This window comes from Pseudoalteromonas sp. AWM4_233, from assembly GCF_056158285.1.
Map to the genome: position 1 here is coordinate 3,038,228 of NZ_JBSWSZ010000001.1, position 18,943 is coordinate 3,057,170.

Annotated in this window: 17 protein-coding genes; 6 read left to right on the forward strand and 11 right to left on the reverse strand. The window is 40.5% G+C overall.

The features are described 5' to 3' along the window. Positions 1 to 110: 110 nt before the first annotated feature. The gene (locus ACXAC4_RS13705) at positions 111 to 476 is read right to left on the reverse strand and encodes a response regulator (protein WP_138480264.1); all 366 of its coding nucleotides are present in this window, start codon (positions 474 to 476) and stop codon (positions 111 to 113) included. A gap of 224 nt (positions 477 to 700) precedes the next feature. Between ACXAC4_RS13705 and ACXAC4_RS13710 the strand changes: the two genes are divergently transcribed. After that, complete coding sequence (locus ACXAC4_RS13710; protein WP_138480262.1) at positions 701 to 2,464, forward strand: sensor histidine kinase; 1,764 nt, start codon at positions 701 to 703, stop codon at positions 2,462 to 2,464. A 115-nt stretch (positions 2,465 to 2,579) separates the two neighbouring features. Then, positions 2,580 to 3,491 carry a recombination-associated protein RdgC gene (gene rdgC / locus ACXAC4_RS13715; RefSeq protein ID WP_138480260.1) on the forward strand — a complete coding sequence of 304 codons (912 nt, stop codon included), beginning with the start codon at positions 2,580 to 2,582 and terminating at the stop codon, positions 3,489 to 3,491. Between the two features lie 73 nt (positions 3,492 to 3,564). Here rdgC and ACXAC4_RS13720 read toward each other — a convergent pair whose 3' ends face one another. Continuing rightward, positions 3,565 to 4,719: an iron-containing alcohol dehydrogenase gene (locus ACXAC4_RS13720; protein ID WP_475162546.1), complete on the reverse strand. Its 1,155-nt coding sequence runs from the start codon at positions 4,717 to 4,719 to the stop codon at positions 3,565 to 3,567. A 166-nt stretch (positions 4,720 to 4,885) separates the two neighbouring features. On the opposite strand from ACXAC4_RS13720, the gene ACXAC4_RS13725 reads away from it, so the two are divergent. Next, complete coding sequence (locus ACXAC4_RS13725; RefSeq protein ID WP_475162548.1) at positions 4,886 to 5,758, forward strand: AraC family transcriptional regulator; 873 nt, start codon at positions 4,886 to 4,888, stop codon at positions 5,756 to 5,758. On the opposite strand, the gene ACXAC4_RS13730 is transcribed toward ACXAC4_RS13725, so the two are convergent. The 4 genes from ACXAC4_RS13730 to tkt all read right to left on the reverse strand — a co-directional run bounded on the left by ACXAC4_RS13730 (position 5,755) and on the right by tkt (position 10,779). Further along, positions 5,755 to 6,204: a GNAT family N-acetyltransferase gene (locus ACXAC4_RS13730; protein ID WP_475162552.1), complete on the reverse strand. Its 450-nt coding sequence runs from the start codon at positions 6,202 to 6,204 to the stop codon at positions 5,755 to 5,757. The genes ACXAC4_RS13725 and ACXAC4_RS13730 overlap by 4 nt on opposite strands. Before the next feature lie 147 nt (positions 6,205 to 6,351). After that, a complete protein-coding gene (locus tag ACXAC4_RS13735) occupies positions 6,352 to 6,831 on the reverse strand; it encodes a hypothetical protein (RefSeq protein ID WP_475162555.1) in 480 nt (159 codons plus the stop codon). Between the two features lie 9 nt (positions 6,832 to 6,840). Beyond that, positions 6,841 to 8,532, reverse strand: a complete 1,692-nt coding sequence (locus ACXAC4_RS13740) for an LruC domain-containing protein (protein ID WP_475162558.1) — start codon at positions 8,530 to 8,532, stop codon at positions 6,841 to 6,843. A 252-nt stretch (positions 8,533 to 8,784) separates the two neighbouring features. Next, a complete protein-coding gene (gene tkt / locus ACXAC4_RS13745) occupies positions 8,785 to 10,779 on the reverse strand; it encodes a transketolase (RefSeq protein ID WP_475162561.1) in 1,995 nt (664 codons plus the stop codon). Between the two features lie 263 nt (positions 10,780 to 11,042). Here tkt and metK point away from each other — a divergent pair, with 263 nt between their 5' ends. Further along, positions 11,043 to 12,230, forward strand: a complete 1,188-nt coding sequence (gene metK, locus ACXAC4_RS13750; RefSeq protein ID WP_138480251.1) for a methionine adenosyltransferase — start codon at positions 11,043 to 11,045, stop codon at positions 12,228 to 12,230. A 62-nt stretch (positions 12,231 to 12,292) separates the two neighbouring features. On the opposite strand, the gene ACXAC4_RS13755 is transcribed toward metK, so the two are convergent. From ACXAC4_RS13755 to ACXAC4_RS13765, 3 genes are read right to left on the reverse strand one after another with little or no spacing between them, the layout of a single operon-like run. After that, positions 12,293 to 13,138: an HDOD domain-containing protein gene (locus tag ACXAC4_RS13755; protein WP_138480249.1), complete on the reverse strand. Its 846-nt coding sequence runs from the start codon at positions 13,136 to 13,138 to the stop codon at positions 12,293 to 12,295. A gap of 53 nt (positions 13,139 to 13,191) precedes the next feature. Continuing rightward, positions 13,192 to 13,866: an SRPBCC family protein gene (locus tag ACXAC4_RS13760; protein WP_475162568.1), complete on the reverse strand. Its 675-nt coding sequence runs from the start codon at positions 13,864 to 13,866 to the stop codon at positions 13,192 to 13,194. 2 nt (positions 13,867 to 13,868) lie between these two features. Continuing rightward, positions 13,869 to 15,389, reverse strand: a complete 1,521-nt coding sequence (locus tag ACXAC4_RS13765) for a CYTH and CHAD domain-containing protein (RefSeq protein WP_475162573.1) — start codon at positions 15,387 to 15,389, stop codon at positions 13,869 to 13,871. Positions 15,390 to 15,553: 164 nt separating this feature from the next. Here ACXAC4_RS13765 and ACXAC4_RS13770 point away from each other — a divergent pair, with 164 nt between their 5' ends. After that, the gene (locus ACXAC4_RS13770; protein ID WP_475162575.1) at positions 15,554 to 16,165 is read left to right on the forward strand and encodes a TIGR04211 family SH3 domain-containing protein; all 612 of its coding nucleotides are present in this window, start codon (positions 15,554 to 15,556) and stop codon (positions 16,163 to 16,165) included. A 72-nt stretch (positions 16,166 to 16,237) separates the two neighbouring features. Here ACXAC4_RS13770 and ACXAC4_RS13775 read toward each other — a convergent pair whose 3' ends face one another. Beyond that, positions 16,238 to 16,801, reverse strand: a complete 564-nt coding sequence (locus tag ACXAC4_RS13775; protein WP_058030867.1) for a phosphoribosyltransferase — start codon at positions 16,799 to 16,801, stop codon at positions 16,238 to 16,240. A gap of 123 nt (positions 16,802 to 16,924) precedes the next feature. Continuing rightward, entirely contained in the window at positions 16,925 to 17,635 is a 711-nt protein-coding gene (locus ACXAC4_RS13780) for a tRNA1(Val) (adenine(37)-N6)-methyltransferase (protein WP_475162579.1), read from the reverse strand. Positions 17,636 to 17,703: 68 nt separating this feature from the next. Between ACXAC4_RS13780 and srmB the strand changes: the two genes are divergently transcribed. Next, on the forward strand, positions 17,704 to 18,936 hold the full coding sequence (gene srmB / locus ACXAC4_RS13785) for an ATP-dependent RNA helicase SrmB (RefSeq protein ID WP_058030869.1): 1,233 nt from the start codon (positions 17,704 to 17,706) through the stop codon (positions 18,934 to 18,936). The last annotated feature ends 7 nt before the right edge of the window (positions 18,937 to 18,943 follow it).

An 18,943-nucleotide genomic window follows, 5' to 3' on the forward strand; every position in this document is an offset into this window, starting at 1 on the left:
GCAAAAAACTCAAGTTTGATTTAAAGAAAGGAAAAATTAGACCTTAGTATAACTTTTATAAGCTAAATAGAGAAAACTAGGAAGTAAAAAGGCTAGCCTAAAAGACAGAGTTACCTAAGGCCATAAGTATGCAAAACGTCTAATAAAACATCAGATTTAACGGGCTTTTCGATAAAAGAGATTGCACCAAGTTGTTCCACTCGCGCTTTCATTTCTGGTTGAATATCCGCAGATATGACTACAACAAAAGTTTCGATAACTTGAGATTTCACGGCTTGTAATACACCTACACCATCTAATTCTGGCATGGTTAAATCAAGGCAAAGTAAATCAACCTGGTGATTATTTAAAACCTCTAACGCTTCTACACCATTTTTCGCTTGCAAGATTGTTGCATCAAACGCTGATGACAAGCAGCGAACCACTTGTTTTCTGGCAACCACTGAATCATCACAGACCAAAATAGTAAAGCTCATCTTTTAAACTCATTCACTCGAAATTAACCTACTACTAGCACCTTATTTAAAATGCCTTATAACATATTCATCTTAAAGCACTAAATAAGTTCGATATAATATCTAACCAAATAAAGGCATTGTAAACAATAATGCCAGATAAATATTTATTTTTACGCCTTTATTAGCTAAGTTTAACTACAGACGTATCGCTTTAAACAAAATCAGGGAGCCTAGCTTCATTCATGCTGCAAAAAAGCCTATCAAAAAAGCTACTTACGAATGTGCTATCGGTTTACTTTTTGTTAACTTTCCTTGTCACATGTGGTCAGGTTGTTACTGAGTATATAAATACTAAAAACTATATTCAGAATGAGCTAACCATGTTGCAAAAGACCTTTAGCCGTAGTTTAACGCGTGCTATTTGGGAATTAAACACCAAGCAAACTGTTACCACCGCAGAGGGCCTGTTAGCAATCCCTATGATTGAAGGCATTATCGTACGCGACGACAGTGGTGAGATTATCTCTCAACTGGGCCGTTCTCTAGATATTCATGAGCTATACAGCCAACAACTCGTTCAAGAAGAAGCCATCATTGAAGATACGCCCTCAGGACTGTTTGGTTATACTTTTCCCTTAATTTTTGAGTTTTCTGGTCGAGCGACACAAGTTGGTGATGTCACACTCTTTTCAAGCCGAGAAGTTGTGCTCAGCCGCATTATGTTATCGATTTACTTCTTGCTTGGTAATGCTGTTGTTAAAACCACTTTCTTAATCATCTTATTCTTAATCGCGTTTAGAAAATTACTGACCGAACCGCTCACTGATTTAACCGAACAGATCGAAGCATTTGAATTAAACGATGACATTGACGGCCAACGCATTGACATTGGTACAACGGAACGCAATGAGTTAAAAGTCATGGAGGAAGCATTCAATAAACTGATAGACAAAGTCAGTGACTATCGAAATCAACTTGATGACACGCAAAAAGAATTATTAATCAGTAACGAAAAGTTAGATCAACATAATTTACAGCTAGAACAAGAAGTCGCTCGAAAAACCTCTAACCTCAGCCAGGCTATGATGGATTTGCAGCAGCAAAAATACGAGCTTGAAAAACAAAAACTCACGCTCACAGAAGAAATCGACTTACGTCGTCAAACTGAGCAAGAATTGCTAACCAAGCAAAAAGAACTTGAGCGTTACTTAGATGAATTAAACATGGCCCAAGAACGTCTTGTTGGCTCTGAAAAAATGGCTGCACTTGGTGGTTTAGTTGCGGGTATAACGCACGATATCAACACACCTGTTGGTATCGGTGTTACAGCAACCTCATTTTTGCAAGAACGGTTAGAACAAATTGAAGCCGCTTATAAAGACAAAACGCTTTCTCCAAAAGCACTTGAAGAGTTTATTAACGACGCTAAGCAAAGCACCAGCTTACTGACTACCAATTTAGATAGGGCCTCTGAACTAGTCGCGAGCTTCAAGCAGATTGCAGTAGACCAAGCAAGTGAGGCTGTGCGTAATATTAATTTGAAGCAATACCTTGCTGAGGTTATTCGCTCGTTACACCCTAAATTAAAGAAAACCAAGCATGCGATTAATGTTGAATGTCCTGAAGACCTACAATTGAACTTGCCTGCGGGTGCAATTAGCCAGATTTTTACCAACTTGATTATGAACTCTCTTATTCATGGTTTTGAAGGTATTGATCAGGGCGAGATTAATATTGAAATTAAAAATGATAACGACGATGTGGTTATTCATTACAAGGACAATGGTCGTGGTGTCAGCCAGACTCAACTAGAAAAGTTGTTCGACCCTTTCTTTACCACTAAGCGTGATCAAGGTGGTAGTGGCTTAGGCACACACATCACCTTAAATTTAGTTAAACAGACCTTAAACGGTGAAATCGAAGTGAGTAGTGAAGAAGGCAAAGGGTTGAGCTATATGATCCGATTCCCGAAAACACTGCAACAGCCAACTAATATGTTCGATTAAAATACAGCTTTAATTAATTGTTTTAAGCTCTGATTATTCGGGGCTTAATTTTATCCCCCAAGCAAAATAAATATTGCTATCATAGCCAACATTAAAATCAGTGGATAATAACAATATGTGGTTCAGCAACCTGATCTGTTACAGATTCAAACAAGACGTTTCATATAACCAAGAAGACTTTGAACAAGCCTTAGAGCAAGACGTATTCCGCCCTTGTGGCAGTCAAGAAATGAATACCTTTGGCTGGACTAAAGCATTTGGTAAACACGGGCAAACTTTATCGCACTTCTCTGAAAAAAGCATTTTAGTGTGTGCAAAACGTGAAGAGAAGGTGCTTCCAGCTTCAGTTATCAACGACATGTTAGCTGAAAAAATTGAATTAATTGAGCGTGAAGAAAACCGCCCTGTTAAGAAAAAAGAAAAAGATGAACTCAAAGAGAACATCTTAAGCACATTGCTTCCTCAAGCGTTTAAAAAATCGAGCCTACAATTTGCTTTTATTGATCAAGTAAATGGCTGGGTTATTGTAAACAGTGCAAGCTTTAATAAAGCCGAAGAGTTACTCGCACTACTAAGAAAGTCATTAGGCACACTGCCTGTGGTACCTGCGTTTGCTAACTATGATTTAGATGTGTTTTTAACTGACTGGTTAACTCACTTTAATGCCCCTGATGGTTTCGCGATTGGCTCAGACGCAGAACTTCAAGAGCCTGACGATAACGGTGCGCAAGTTAAGTTGAAGCAACATGATTTAGCCAGCGATGAAATTAAAACTCACTTAGAAAATGGTAAGCGTGTTACTAAACTTGCGCTTGATTGGCGTGAACGTGTGAAGTTTATTTTACAAAATGACGGTACATTAAAACGCTTAAGCTATGCCGATGCACTAAAAGAGCAAAATGCCGATATTCCAAAAGAAGACATGGCCATTAAGTTAGATGCCGATTTCATCTTAATCACAGAAGAAATTAAAGAGTTACTTGAAGAGCTCACTGCAGGGTTAGGCGATAAAGAAGATTTAGCTTAATCTTTTATTCAAATTACAAAATGAATACTTAAACGAGAAAGGAGCCAAACGGCTCCTTTTTTATAAAATAAATTTACTTCGCTGCTAACAGTATCTCTTTAACGATATCTAACGTTAGATCACCAGTTTCACTTAATTGAGTTAATCCCATTTTTTCCATATTAGCTACTACCGTATCAATGCCTTCATTATCGATACCATAGTGAGACAGTGCAGTCACAATATCTAACGAGTTGAAGAACGCTTCTGTCTTATCTATCGCCTGATTAATTTTCTCGTCTTCAGTGCCGTCTTTGATGTCCCAAACACGCTCAGCAAATTGTACTAGCTTGTCATGTTTTTGCGCTTTACGTGCTCTTAATAAGCTAGGAAGAACAATGGCAAGTGTACGGCCGTGCGCAATACCGAACATCGCAGTCAGCTCATGGCCAATCATGTGAGTTGACCAATCTTGTGGTACACCAACACCGATAATGCCATTCAGAGCAGATGTAGCTGACCACATAAAGTTCTTACGAGCCGCTAAATCATCACTTTGATAAGTAACCGGACCATCTTCAATTAAGGTTTTTAGAATCCCCTCAGAGAATCTATCTTGCACTTTTGCACCGACAGGCTGAGTCAGGTACTGCTCAACTACATGCACAAATGCATCTGCTACACCGTTCGCCACCTGCTCTTTTGGTAAAGAGAAAGTAAAGTCTGGATCAAGCACTGAAAACTGTGGATACACTAGTGGCGATGTAATTGGGTATTTTTGCTCATTGTAGGTCACCACAGAAAAGGCATTCATTTCAGAACCAGTCGCAGGCAAAGTCGCAATACAACCAAGTGGCACAGCTTTTTCAACTGGCACAGGATTAAAGCCATGGAACAATAACGTATGATGTTCTTTATCAGCATTCGCTGCTAAGGCGATAAATTTTGTGCCATCCATCACTGAGCCACCGCCAACAGCAAGTAAAAAGTCGATGTTATTCTCTTTCACCACTTTTACCGCTTTCATTAAGGTTTCAAATTGTGGGTTTGGCTCAATACCACCAAACTCTATTACTTCGCGATCACCTAAATTACTGACCACTTTTTTAAGGGTGCCAAAGCGCTTAACGCTACCACCACCATATAAAACTAGTACTTTTGCCGATGCAGGGATAAGTTTATCTAGTTCACTCAGTCTATCTTGACCAAATACGATTCGAGTCGGATTGTAAAAATCAAAGTTTTGCATAATGTGCCCCTATGTGTTTTGCTAAGTACAGAATAGCAACTCATAGCTTTATTAAAATGACTTAAACCATCAATTTCATGCCTAAAACTCTCACCAATAAGAAAACAGCTCAAAAACGCTTTTACCCTTGATATACTTACTCCATGACATAATTTGGTGACGAACGATGCAATCACTCATTAAACAACTCGAACTATTAGCGCCCTCTGAAGGCTACAACCAGACATTTATTAACGGCGTTGGTATCTATAAAAGCAGTGAAAGTGCACAAAGAACGCCACTGTGTTACAGCCAAGGTATTATTTTCGTTCTACAGGGGCAAAAACGGGTCTTTTTCGATGAGCGAATTTATACCTATAACCCAGATAATTATTTGGTACTCACCGTGCCTTTACCTGCAGAATGTGAAACACAGCTTACAAACAACAATCCTTTATTGTCATTAATCATCGACTTTGACATGTCTGTACTGGGGGAGTTAGTAAGGGTATTTGATGAACATGGTAAGCTAAATAGCAGCGATAAAATGAGCAATGCAAAAGGCCTATTTGTCAGTGAAAATACAGATGCCTTATCTTGCACGCTAACCCGATTAGTTGACTGTTTAGGATCAAAGTTACAATCTGACATTATTGGGAAAGGCTTGGTTCGAGAAGTTTTTTATCACGTATTACAAGGCCCACAAGCGTCGCCTTTATTTGATTTAGTTTCACATAATACGCATATGTCTAAAATGGAGCGTACGCTTAAACACCTGCATAATCACTATGATGACAAGCTAGATGTTGAACAACTCGCGAGTATGGCAAATATGAGCGCCTCTACGTTTCACCGTAACTTTAAACAAATAACCGCATCTTCCCCTATTCAATACGTAAAGAAGCTCAGATTATCTAAGGCGAGAGACTTATTACAAGATCAAGGGATCAAAGTAAAACAAGCCGCTGCGCAAGTCGGTTATGAAAGCGCCACTCAGTTTAGTCGCGAATTTACTCGCTACTTTGGCATTTCACCGAGTGATTATGCCAAAGCGAATTAAAAGTGCTTTTCGAAGAATAGCAATTGATGTTCACCATGCTGACAGCATTTAAATTCTTGATAGCCAAGTTTACGGTAGATGTGTTGCCCTCGCTCATTGAAGTCAAACACATCTAACCAAATACGCTGACAAGCGAAGTGATCAAGGCAATATTGCTCCATAGCTCGAATAGCCAACTGCCCTATTCCAGCACCGCGATGACCTATCACTATGCGCCTAAACTCAATAGTGTTATTGGGCTCCAAAGCAAGAATAATAAAGCCCACCAAGCGTTCATTTTGAAGAACTGACAGGTATTGAATTGTGGGCTCTTGCATACTAACCAAGTGCTGCTCTTTGGAGTTGGCCAAGATAAATTCACCTACACCAGCTTGCTGCTCCCATCCCTCTAAGATGGCTAACTGTTCTGGTACTGTATTAACCAGTTTAATATCATCCTTCTTCATCACTACACCGCTTTCAAAACTTGATTGAAACTTAAGTACTTTTTAATTTAATAAATTTTTTATATCTATCAAAGAATCCAAAATAAACACAAAAAAGACGACCATTCATTGTCGTCTTTTCTTGTCACTACATATCAGTTAAGTAAACTACTCAAACTTTAGAGAGTAACTGCTATCACCAGTCAGTTTAATCACTTTATAGACTTCACTTATTCCAGCATCCATCGGTAACCACTCTACGGTTAGATATTCCCAATTACCATCTACCTGCATTGATTGACTAGAGCCATTCAAAGCAAACATTGAAGTTAATCGATTCTCATAGGCTGGATAATAGATGTTAGTCTTTTCATCATGAAATCCTACTCCATGATAAAAGACAAGTTTGCCGCTTTCTGATTTCAATCCGGACACAGTTACTTCAACTTTCATATCAGTCCTAAAATCAAAATCTGAGGCAGCAACTAAATCCTGAGTGCTTGGCTCTTTATTTTCTTGAACGGTCGCGGTGGTATTATTTACGCTTGGTTGTGGGGCTTCTTGAGTATTTTCAGAGCCACCTCCGCATGCTGATAAAACAGTTAGCACAAAAAGACTTGGTAGGGTCGATGTTAATAAATTTTTCATGCTTGTCTCCTACTCTTGCTCGTAAAGTTTTGTCTTAGTTGCATTTTCAAGCAAATACCAAGACTTCTCTTGCTCGCCTGATGAAGTAACCCAATCAGCAAATTTGGGGTATGCATTTCGAATATCAACACTCTCTTGAGGGTGCTTCCAATCACTGGTGATATTGAGTGCCCATGGAAATTGATTAGCATTAATAAAGTAGTTAGGCGTCTGACTTGCATCATCTACTTGACCAAATAGCCCATTGCTAAATAGTTCACTGCCGGAAAACTGTTTAAGATGTGCTTCCCAGTTACGCGTTCCGTAAGGTCCATGATATTGACCATCAAGCGCATAAATGTATGGGTCAAATGGCGGAAGAGAGACTGTCGAAGACATTTGCTCAGGGTCAAAAGTAAGAACTACTTTGAAGAAATCCATCGCGGGCTCTACGCAACTCGGCATGGTTCTATAGAACTGGCAACTCGTATTCGCCAGTTCTCTTGCCACATCATAAGCTTCATCAAACGTATTATTATCATCGAGTAACTTCATGTTTAACTTATTTGTTGCTTCCAAAAAGTTATTACTCATCTCTTCACCGTTATAGGTCATAATTGCTGAAGTTACTGCGCTTGTATCAACGTCTGGTATTTGAATCGCAAACCCATTATGGAATGATGCACCTGTGGCAACTAATTGATAGTCAATCACAAGTTCTATCATTCTATTTTGATTGTTAAATGTTTGCGACATGCGATATTTAATAACAACATCGTTGAAATCATAGTCGCCCATTTTTGGCCATTTATCCTCAAAAGCCAAAGTCGCATAACCACTTTGGCTTGGGTAGTAGCTGGTATTTGTGACTGACGTATCTGTCTGTTCCAACAGCTGGTATGTACCTGAATCGACTGAACCATTTTCATTTACGCCTTGTACTGCGTAGCTTGGTGTCACTTCTACCGAAAATAATAAATCATTAAAGTCATTATCGCCTTGCGAGCGATGTTGATCGTCGAATCCGATCACAAAGAATTCATTTTGTGCATCGTAAAACACCACATTGTGTTCGTTTATTTCATCTGCTTCAGGGTTTAAAGCTGGGACACTGTAGAAGGGCGTATTCCATGGCCCTAGATTGACTATGTTACCTAGACTGCCTTCCCACCCCCAACCGTTAGGAATAACAAAGAAACCAAGTGCCTGCCCTGGTTGTAAATCTATTCCGAGTTCCATCCTATCGCCTTGCGACATTTCCCCCTCACCCGGCTTTGAGCAATTAGGAAAAATAATCGTATGCTGCGATATATCAGCAATACTCTGGGGCGGATTATCCGCATCGAAGACGAAATAACCTAGTGTGTTTCTATACCCAGCCCCTTCATTTAAAAATGTTACATTGGCGGTAGCTGTTACAAATGTCTCATCTAGCTCACTTTCATCTTTAATTACTATATTACTAAGTAGATTACTGTCGACAAATGCAGTATTTACATATTGTCCTTCTGGCAGCATAGAGTAGATATTAGTAAGGACATCCGTAGGTAATTGCGATCCAACATTAGAAATATTGGTGAGGGGCTTACCTTTTAAACTGTAGCTGAGTGTGTCTGTGGGCAGAACCCCATTTAAGTAGTTAAAATCAATCCCACCAACCGTAACTGCAAAACTGGGTAGAGAGGCAACACCGATAAGAACACTGAATATTTTTTGTTTCATCTTTAGTTCCCCAAAATAAAAGTATTGAGAAACAAGCTTAAATTATACCAACAGCCTGACTTAATATTTTCAATAAGTTAGCAATCAGCAAGAAAGTTACTTTACCCATTTGCATCGCACTTTGCGAAATTGAAAGTCTATTCCAAACCAGTTTTTATAAAGAAGGGAACTTTGAGAGTTTGTATGAAGGATTTTTCCAATAAAAAACCCGCAACATGTGCGGGTTTAAAGTTACTTAATTTGCTTTATAGATTAAGCAAATAAACGGTTAGCTTGCGCTACCACATTATCAACAGTGAAGCCGAAGTGCTCAAATAGCTCACCTGCTGGTGCTGACTCACCAAATGTAGACATACCTACAACAGCACCGTTTAGGCCAACATACTTGAACCAGTAGTCAGCAATACCCGCTTCAACAGCAACACGACGTGTTACTGCTGCAGGTAAAACGCTTTCTTTATATTCAGCTGACTGTGCATCAAATACATCAGTAGAAGGCATAGACACAACACGTACCTTTTTGCCTTGTAAGCGTAACTCTTTTGCAGCATCAACGGCTAGTTGTACTTCAGAACCCGTAGCAATCAAGATAAGCTCTGGGTTACCGTCGCAGCTAAGTACATAACCACCTTGCTTGATTGCAGCAACTTGTGCTTCGTCACGAGCTTGTTGCTCTAGGCCTTGACGAGTAAAGATAAGTGATGTTGGGCCATCTTTACGTTCAATCGCTTGCTGCCAAGCAACAGCTGATTCAACTTGGTCACATGGACGCCAGTTCACTAGGTTAGGTGTTAAACGCATGCTGGCAATTTGCTCAACCGGCTGGTGCGTCGGGCCATCTTCACCCAGACCAATTGAATCGTGAGTATAAACAAAAATGCTTGGCTGCTTCATTAATGCCGCCATACGTACCGCATTACGCGCGTACTCCATGAACATTAAGAAAGTTGCACCGTAAGGTACAAAGCCTTTGTGTAGTGCAATACCATTCATGATTGCAGACATACCAAATTCACGTACACCGTAGAAAATGTAGTTACCTGAAGCATCATCAGCCGTTAAGCCTTTAGAGCCTTCCCATAATGTAAGGTTAGAACCTGCAAGGTCAGCAGAGCCGCCCATAAATTCAGGAAGAATTGGGCCAAATGCGTTCAGTGCATTTTGTGACGCTTTACGTGTCGCAGGGTTAGCTGGGTTTGCTTGAAGTTCTGCAATATACTTTTCAGTTTCAGCTTGCCAGTTTGCAGGAAGTTCGCCTTTCATTCGACGCTCAAACTCAGCCGCAAGTTCAGGGTACGCCATTTGGTACTCTGTGAATTTCACTAACCAGTGGCTTTGTGCCTGTTGGCCTCGAGAAGATGCATCCCACTTAGCGTAGATGTCTTCAGGGATTTCAAACGCATCGTGATCCCAACCAAGGAATTCACGTGCTGCTTTAATTTCTTCATCACCTAATGGTGCACCGTGACAATCGTGGCTACCTGATTTGTTTGGTGAGCCATAACCAATGACTGTCTTACAGCAAATAAGTGTTGGCTTGTCAGTTTCTGCACGAGCCGCTTCGATTGCAGCTTTAATTGCATCGCTATCGTGACCATCTACGTCAGCAATTACATGCCAGCCGTAAGATTCAAAACGCTTAGGTGTATCATCACTGAACCAGCCTTCTACTTCACCATCGATTGAGATGCCGTTGTCATCCCAGAATGCGATAAGCTTACCAAGACCTAGTGTACCGGCTAATGAACAAGCTTCATGTGATATACCTTCCATTAAACAGCCATCGCCTAAGAAGGTGTAAGTGAAGTGGTTTACAATATCAAATTCGTCACGGTTGAATTGTGCTGCAAGTGCTTTTTCAGCAATCGCCATACCTACCGCATTTGTAATACCCTGACCAAGTGGGCCTGTTGTTGTTTCTACACCTGGTGCATAGCCGTACTCTGGGTGGCCCGGTGTTTTAGAATGCATTTGACGGAAGTTTTTCAGATCATCAATAGAAAGATCATAACCGCTCAGGTGCAACAAAGAATAAATAAGCATAGAGCCGTGACCGTTTGACAGAATAAAGCGGTCTCTGTCAGCCCACTCTGGGTTGCTTGGGTTGTGCTTTAAATAATCGCGCCATAGTACTTCTGCGATATCAGCCATACCCATAGGTGCTCCCGGGTGACCAGACTTAGCTTTTTGTACTGCGTCCATAGACAGAACGCGAATGGCATTTGCAAGTTCTTTGCGTGACGGCATGAATTCTCCTACCTTTAATTGTGTTGCGCTGAAATGTCAGTGCCTTCATTCTGACTCATTTATGGTACTTACTGCAACGTAAATACCTGAGAAAACGAGGGCTAAACCTGCATATTTCAGGATCTGCAATTGAAAAAATCTAATTCAGACGTCTAGGCGTAAAAAAACTAGGCAAGTTAATTTGTTTTAGATAGAATACGCCCCTTATTTTTTCGCGCTATCCCCGATGTTCGTGAAGCGCAATATTTGTGAGCATAGATACAATGGCAAAACACTTATTTACTTCTGAGTCTGTTTCTGAAGGTCATCCGGATAAAATCGCTGATCAGATCTCTGATGCGGTACTAGATGCAATCATTACGCAAGACAAACACGCACGTGTTGCTTGTGAAACTATGGTTAAAACAGGCGTTGCGATCATCTCTGGTGAAATTTCAACAGATGCTTGGGTAGACCTAGAGTCAATCACGCGTAAAGTAATCACAGATATCGGTTACACGTCTTCTGATGTAGGTTTTGACGGTGACACATGTGGCATCATGAACCTTATCGGTCAACAGTCTCCTGAGATTGCACAGGGTGTAGATCGCTCTAAGCCTGAAGAGCAAGGTGCGGGTGACCAAGGTCTAATGTTTGGTTATGCAACGAACGAAACACCAACGCTTATGCCTGCGCCTCTTTACTACTCACACTTGTTAGTAGAGCGTCAAGCTGAAGCACGTAAATCAGGTATCCTACCTTGGTTACGTCCAGATGCTAAGTCTCAAGTAACTTTCGTATATGAAGACGGCAAGCCTGTTGCTATCGATGCTGTTGTACTTTCAACTCAGCACAACCCAGACATCGAGCAAGATGCACTGGTTGATGCTGTAATGGAAAACATCATCAAGCACACGCTACCTGCAGAGTTCTTAACTGAAGATACTAAATACTTCATCAACCCAACAGGTCGCTTCGTGATCGGTGGTCCAGTAGGTGACTGTGGTCTAACAGGTCGTAAAATCATCGTTGACACATACGGTGGTATGGCACGTCACGGTGGTGGTGCTTTCTCTGGTAAAGATCCATCAAAGGTTGACCGCAGTGCAGCATACGCTGGTCGTTATGTTGCTAAGAACATTGTTGCAGCAGGCCTGGCAGACAAGTGTGAAATCCAAGTTTCTTACGCTATCGGTGTAGCTGAGCCTACATCAATCACAATTGATACATTCGGCACAGGTAAAGTATCAGAAGAGAAGCTAGTAGAGCTAGTTCGTGAGCACTTCGACCTACGCCCTTACGGCATTACTAAGATGCTAGACCTACTTCACCCTATGTACCAAATGACTGCTGCGTACGGTCACTTCGGTCGTGAGCCGTTTGAAATGACGGTTGGTGATGACACTTTCACAGCATTTAGCTGGGAAAAAACAGATAAAGCAGACGCACTAAGAGCAGCTGCTGGCTTATAATTTTAAGTCATCTGTAAAAAAGGCGCTTACCTGAAAAGGAGCGCCTTTTTTAACATCTGTAGTTAATGAATAAAATACTCTTCTACGTCTTCTTTTAGATCAACATAATCATCATCACTTAGCTCAAGTGCAACCATTACCAAATCTTTAAATGCATGCCAATCGCCACAAGGTCTAAAATGTTTTGCTTCAAAGGCTAAATTCTCTGCCAATTTCATGGTTGCAAAAGTCGCTTTTAATGTCTGATCAGCCTCTTCTTTTAAATAGGTTTCATCATGATGGCGTAAAATCATCTGACAAATAGGCTTAGGTAAATGCCAAGAAGACGCCAAGTAATAACCGACAATGGTATGATTTACTGGATATATCTGCTCTTCATAATAAAGCAGACTTTGCTCACCTCTCTGATAGGCTCGAGTCATCAAGTCATTATAGTTATCAAAGCGCATAGCCATTGCGGGTATCCCTGAGTCATGGAATAAACCCAGTAATTGTAGGTTTTCTAATGGGACAGTGGTTTTTATTTGCTTACCGATAGCTATCGCTAGTTGCGACATATCGGTAGCATTATCCCAAAATCGCTGCAACGAAATACAACAATCTTCTTGTTTAAAAGCATTTTTAAGCAAGTGACCCGTCACTAATTGTGTGATGCAATTTACACCTAAAAACATCACGGCCTGGCGAATATCTGTAATGGTTCGAGACATACCATATGCCGGAGAGTTAATGACTTTTAAGACCGCAGCGGCAGTGCCCACATCTTCACTGATGATTTCTGCAATATTCCCAAGCTCTGGCTCATCACTGTTCAATTCATTTTGTAAGTTTTGTAGTACTTCAGGCTTTGAAGGCAAACTAAAACCAGATTTCAGATCTGCCAACACCTTGTCATCAATGTCGATCATAGGCCGGATACTTTTTCACTTTTGGTTAGCTGAGTGTAGTAGAGGAAAAGTGATTACTCAAAAGTCGAACAAGAAGAAGTGATAAAGTTATTCTCAGCCTGATACTCTTTTTTATAGATTTGCTTAGCCATATTTTGAAAGGTCTTCTTTACCCCTTTAAGTGCGGTTTTGTTGCTTAACCAAGTGGGGATTTTACCTTGTGGATCAGCATAAATTTGATGAGTTATGAGCAAGGTATTTGAAGTTTCTTCAAGTAACCAACTGCCCTCTATGGGTGCAACGAAGATATACTTCTTAAATTGCTCTAGTGGTAAAAATTCCGCTCTTTTAGATTTATCGATAGATTTGATCAATAACCTAGATGTGGCCTCCGAAACAAGCCTATGACATGAATGTGTGAGCATCGCTCTGTCTTTTACAGGCCAAGGCGCATTTAGAACAGTTACAACAATATTTTCACCTTTAGTATGCCAAGGCATAGAACTGACACTTCTGACGTTACTGAGCCACTCAGATGCATTTTGTGTATCATTTAAAAGGTTTAAGAAGGCTTGACGATTTAAGTTATCAAAACTGGCTTGCGCTTTAATTTCGATTAATCCAGATGACTGTTTTTGATAGCTAATAGATAGATTGTCTTCGCTATACCAACTTTTCCAATTGGCATAGGCTTGAAAGGAAGGAAGTACGAGCAAGCTCCATAAAAGATATTTACAGAGCTTTTTCATGATTAACGCCAATATGGCATGCTATTGAGCGAGGCTCTGCGGCTTTGCTCCATCGCTTGAACTAGAAAGTCTGCTTTTTTAGAAAGCCATAATTCTATTTCTTCAAGCTCTGGCAAGTTTTGCTGCTCACATAGGGTTTTTAAATAAGCCAGCGTTTCCAGCTCATAGATCCCATAAGCAATATCAATCCAAGGCGTTCGGAATGATTGTCTTGTGTCTTTGTCGTATAAAGAGCCCAGGCAGTTACCACTCAGCAAAGCGCAATCTAGCAATGAGCGAAGCGCAAGGTAATCTTGCGTACATAAATCTTTGCCTTCAGGTAAATCAGATTGTAACTTTTGCCAGTCTTTCTCAAAAGCTGCATTAGCCACCTCTTTAATAGGCAACTCAGCCGCTGATACCGCATGCTGGCTCCATTCCTGACGCCAACCTTTGTCAACCAACCAACGTGTTAAAGCTAAAACAAGTTTGTTATAGCGCGGACTGTGGAATAAGTCCTCTATATCAGTGATACTAGGCTGCTCTGCTTTTAAGTCATCAATAAGTGCTGCTAACTCATCTGCATTATTGATTTTTTTATAATAAGCATGGCGCTTTGAGGTGTATGTTTTCAAATGGATCGCATCTTCAACCCAATCTAACTCACTCAATAACCAATTCATTTCACCAAGCAAGCGCTCAGTCGCATTGCCTTCAACAATGGGCTCAAATAATTTAAACGCATGTTTAATCAGATTGATGCCATCGATAACACGTTTAAGTGTCTTTAAACTTGGTTTATTAAAGTAGCACTGCTCATGCTTTTGCACGAACTCAATACCGTAATTCACACACTGTACCAGTGCATGTTCTTGAGTTGCGTGACGGTTTAACTTCACAACACCAATATATTTATTGGGTTTTAATGGCTTATCATCAGCAAGGCGATAACCTCTTGCTGCTTTTGAATATAAGCCTAAACGCAAACCTCCTAAGCTAATTAAGTGCTCAGCAAGTAAAAATAGATCGCTTCGCTGACCTTCAACGAGTTCTATCTCTAACTCAGAAATGACTTCAACCTGACCCTGTGCAACAATCTCACCTTTATCGAGTACCACTTCAATTTTTGAGCCTTGCTCAGTTTCAATGAGCCAAGTTCGGCGAATAAAGTTAGTACTAAAAATTGGAAATAAGTTGTCACTAATGGCTGTGATCTGCATACCATGTGGCCAAATATCTTGCTTAAATGCCAAAATATTTGGACGCGGCGTATCAATAGGTAAGTTGTACTCAGGACGTTGATGAAGACCACCAACAACTTGCCCTGCCAATTTAATCGTTTGCTCACACTGCTCATCACAACAACGTGTTCTTAAACCGATATCTAATGCTCTCAACTCACGATTCGGGGTATCAAAGTAGGCGTTTTTTAGATTCTTGGCGGGTTTATTTTTTACAGTTTTTGCAAACTGCATGATGAGTCCTGGAATAAGAGGAACCTCATTATCTGAAAGTAAAAACTTCAGTTCTATTTCAGTGTCCATTAGGGCAAGTGATTACCTATATAATTGTAGAACGGTAAAAATATACAAAGCAGCGGTTATTTGCAATCTTTTTGCAGCAAGTTCAAGGAAGTTTAGCGCTTCACTTGATATTACTCCTTGAAATTCATACTATCTCAAGAAACAACTCTCTATAAGGGTCACGGATGTTAAAACGTATATTAGTGCCTACAATTTTCGCACTTTTCTCGCACTATTCTCTCGCTGAAGATGTTCAAACAACAGAAAATAGTAATAGCAGCGAAAATACGGCCTATATCTCAGATAGCTTATTCGTTTATGTACATTCTGGACCAGGTAAGAATTATCGTATTGTTGGCTCTGTAGATGCTGGTAGCCAAGTGGCCATTATGGCGGGTAATGAAAATGGTTTTCAGCAAATCACCGATGATAAAGGTCGTGAAGTGTGGGTTGAAACCCAGTTTGTCTCAAGCCAACCAGGACTTGCGCACCAACTAGATGAACTAGGTCAGCAATTACAACAAACACAGCAAGCACTCAATGATGCACAAACAGACTTACCTCGCTTGCAACAACTTAATCAAGATTTACAAGCTGAAAATCAAAATTTACAGCAAACAATTCAGCGTTTAGAAAAAGCGGTAACGGATGAAAAACAAAAAGCGCTTTCTTCTGAACAAGCAGAGCAACATTTAATGCTTACCTACGGCGGTGGTGTTGGTGTGGGTGGCTTATTAATAGGTGTTGTATTAACTCTATTCTTATCGCGAAGAAAGCGTTACGACGGTTGGGCTTAGTTCAACTTAATAAATATTCAAAATAAAAAAACCGCATTTCACAATGCAGTTTTTTTATTTTCCTCTGCTAGATTATTTAGTAAATAACTCGCTGATATTACTTAAATCTGATTTACCCTCTGCAATTTCATCTGGGGTTAAACCTGATAGCTCATGCGGGAACACTAACCACTCATCCGATTCGTGAATGAAATAATCAGGCTTCATAGGTACTTTAGTATTCTTTGGCTTGTAGTAAGGACAAGCTGTGCGAATATCTTTAGGCAAGTTTAATCGCATTAGCTCAGAAAGCTTTTCTTTTAACGCGAAAATACTGCGGCCTGAATCAAATACATCGTCCACAATGAGTAACGAGTCATCTGCATTGGCATTTTCGATGATGTAATGAAGACCATGTACTTTGATTTCTTTTGATTGTTTGCCGATACCATAGTAAGAAGATGTACGCACAGCAATGTGATCTGTTTCTATGCCTTTGTAATCGTAATACTCTTGCACAGCGATACCGATAGGTGCACCACCTCGCCATATACCAATGATGAAGTCAGGACGGAAACCATCATCATAAACTTGCGCGGCTAAACGAAAAGAATCCTCAAGCAACTGCTGTGCTGTGATATAGCACTTATCTGACATACAAACCCCGTGAAATATTTATAAAAAGAAAAGGTATCCAGCACATATAAACAGCTAGATATAACCTTGTATTCTAGCGCATCTAAATCAAAAATGCGCAAACTCCCCAATTAAGGAACAACCTTACATTTTTAAGTAAAAGTCTCTACAAAGTGCAGTAAAGTCTTCACTGTATTGACCGTTTTCATGAATACATAACACCGTATTCTCAGCCTCAATCAGACCACTATTTGTAGCATACTCAAACTCGAGCAATAAACGGCTGGCTGCCTTGCGCTCAGTCGTTTTCACCTCGCATTTACGCACAATATGCAAACCTTGTGGTTGCGCTAGCGCAATAAACTCTAATCCTTCTTTGTAAGGTAGCACTACTGCTAAGCGACTTTTAGAATGTGATAAGCGCTTAAATTCATTCAGTAACGCACTGAAGCTCAATGAATCTGTATGGCGCGCTAAATTTCGGGCTGCCGATGGACCTTTTAAGCTATCGTTAAAATATGGTGGGTTGCTGATCACCAAGTCGAATTGAATATCGCTCTGAAAATCTTGAATAGCAGATTGATGTAAAATAATACCATCCTGCCATGGGCTATTTTGGATATTCAAATGCGCATCTTGAAACGCACCAGATTCAATCTCAACGGCTGTAACAGATAAACATTCAGCACGTTGCTTGCACATCAAAGACAATAGCCCGGTGCCTGCACCGACATCTAGCAGGCTTTTTACCCCGGACAAATTCACCCAAGCACCAAGCAAAATTCCATCGGTTGAGACCTTCATTGCGGTGTTCTCTTGCTCAATACAAAACTGCTTAAACGCAAAGCCTGCCATAATCTCGCTTTTCCAAATTCACTATCACGCGTATAATTGAGCACATTGTCCTTTATTTATGATGCACTATGCAATTTTCTGAATTTGATCTAGACGGTAAAGTCCTCTCAGCTATTGATAAAATGGGATTCAAAACCGCCACCAGCATTCAACAACTTTCTATTCCTGAAGGTCTGATGGGTCGAGATATTCTTGCCTCAGCACCAACAGGTACGGGTAAAACAGCTGCGTTTTTAATTCCTGCAATCCAATACTTGTTAGACTTCCCTCGTCGCGATCCGGGCTTTGCACGTGTATTAATTATGACGCCTACCCGTGAACTTGCTTACCAAGTACACGAACAATGTCAGTTACTTGCGGCAAATACTCACCTTAAAATTGGTGTCGTAACCGGTGGTATTAACTACGGCAGCCACAAAGAAATTTTCGAAAAGAACAACGATATCTTAATTGCGACACCAGGTCGTTTGATGGAATATCTTGAAACTGAAAACTTCCACGCAGAAAACGTTGAGCTACTTATTCTTGATGAAGCCGACCGCATGCTAGACATGGGTTTCAAAAAAGAAATGCTACGTATTTGTGATGAAGCAAAAAATCGCCGTCAATGTTTCTTATTCTCTGCAACTCTTGAAGGCGACAGTGTTGAGTTATTCGCCGATCGCATTCTTAATGATCCAGCCTTACTTGAAGCTGAGCCATCACGCAAAGAGAAAGGAAAGATTCATCAATGGGTGCACCTAGCTGATGACTATAATCACAAACTAAAGCTACTTGTTGAGTTACTTAAGAACGAAGAGGAAGTACAAAAAGCGATTGTCTTCGTTAAAACGCGTGAACGACTAGAAAAGCTAGTTGGTGAGCTTTACTCACACGATATTAAAACCACTTGGTTACGTGGTGAAATGCCGCAAGACAAGCGTATGACGGCCATGGCCAACTTCCAAGCGGGCCGAACACGTATTCTAGTAGCGACTGACGTAGCCGCGCGTGGTATTGATGTTCAAGACATAACTCATGTATTTAACTTCGATATGCCGCGCACAGCAGACATTTACGTACACCGTATCGGCCGTACAGGTCGCGCAGGTAAAAAAGGCACGGCAATCTCTTTAGTTGAAGCTCATGACATGGCAATTTTAGGCAAGGTTCAGCGCTACACTGAACAGCAACTAAAGTCTCGTGTTATTAAAGGCTTAGAACCGAAGAATAAACCAGCGAAGTTGCCTAAGAAGAAAAAAGATCCGGCGAAAATAAAAGCCAAGAAAAAGGCAAAAGCCAAAGTTAAAAAGAAAAAGTAACTATCAA

Excerpts from the sequence above, each read along its gene's own strand:
- ACXAC4_RS13760 (WP_475162568.1), bottom strand. The coding sequence starts at position 13,866 with ATGAAAAAGCTCTGTAAATATCTTTTATGGAGCTTGCTCGTACTTCCT.
- ACXAC4_RS13725 (WP_475162548.1), top strand. The coding sequence starts at position 4,886 with ATGCAATCACTCATTAAACAACTCGAACTATTAGCGCCCTCTGAAGGC.
- srmB (WP_058030869.1), top strand. The coding sequence starts at position 17,704 with ATGCAATTTTCTGAATTTGATCTAGACGGTAAAGTCCTCTCAGCTATT.
- ACXAC4_RS13705 (WP_138480264.1), bottom strand. The coding sequence starts at position 476 with ATGAGCTTTACTATTTTGGTCTGTGATGATTCAGTGGTTGCCAGAAAA.
- ACXAC4_RS13720 (WP_475162546.1), bottom strand. The coding sequence starts at position 4,719 with ATGCAAAACTTTGATTTTTACAATCCGACTCGAATCGTATTTGGTCAA.
- tkt (WP_475162561.1), bottom strand. The coding sequence starts at position 10,779 with ATGCCGTCACGCAAAGAACTTGCAAATGCCATTCGCGTTCTGTCTATG.
- ACXAC4_RS13780 (WP_475162579.1), bottom strand. The coding sequence starts at position 17,635 with ATGGCAGGCTTTGCGTTTAAGCAGTTTTGTATTGAGCAAGAGAACACC.
- ACXAC4_RS13740 (WP_475162558.1), bottom strand. The coding sequence starts at position 8,532 with ATGAAACAAAAAATATTCAGTGTTCTTATCGGTGTTGCCTCTCTACCC.
- rdgC (WP_138480260.1), top strand. The coding sequence starts at position 2,580 with ATGTGGTTCAGCAACCTGATCTGTTACAGATTCAAACAAGACGTTTCA.
- ACXAC4_RS13710 (WP_138480262.1), top strand. The coding sequence starts at position 701 with ATGCTGCAAAAAAGCCTATCAAAAAAGCTACTTACGAATGTGCTATCG.
- ACXAC4_RS13765 (WP_475162573.1), bottom strand. The coding sequence starts at position 15,389 with ATGGACACTGAAATAGAACTGAAGTTTTTACTTTCAGATAATGAGGTT.
- ACXAC4_RS13735 (WP_475162555.1), bottom strand. The coding sequence starts at position 6,831 with ATGAAAAATTTATTAACATCGACCCTACCAAGTCTTTTTGTGCTAACT.
- metK (WP_138480251.1), top strand. The coding sequence starts at position 11,043 with ATGGCAAAACACTTATTTACTTCTGAGTCTGTTTCTGAAGGTCATCCG.
- ACXAC4_RS13775 (WP_058030867.1), bottom strand. The coding sequence starts at position 16,801 with ATGTCAGATAAGTGCTATATCACAGCACAGCAGTTGCTTGAGGATTCT.
- ACXAC4_RS13730 (WP_475162552.1), bottom strand. The coding sequence starts at position 6,204 with ATGAAGAAGGATGATATTAAACTGGTTAATACAGTACCAGAACAGTTA.
- ACXAC4_RS13770 (WP_475162575.1), top strand. The coding sequence starts at position 15,554 with ATGTTAAAACGTATATTAGTGCCTACAATTTTCGCACTTTTCTCGCAC.
- ACXAC4_RS13755 (WP_138480249.1), bottom strand. The coding sequence starts at position 13,138 with ATGATCGACATTGATGACAAGGTGTTGGCAGATCTGAAATCTGGTTTT.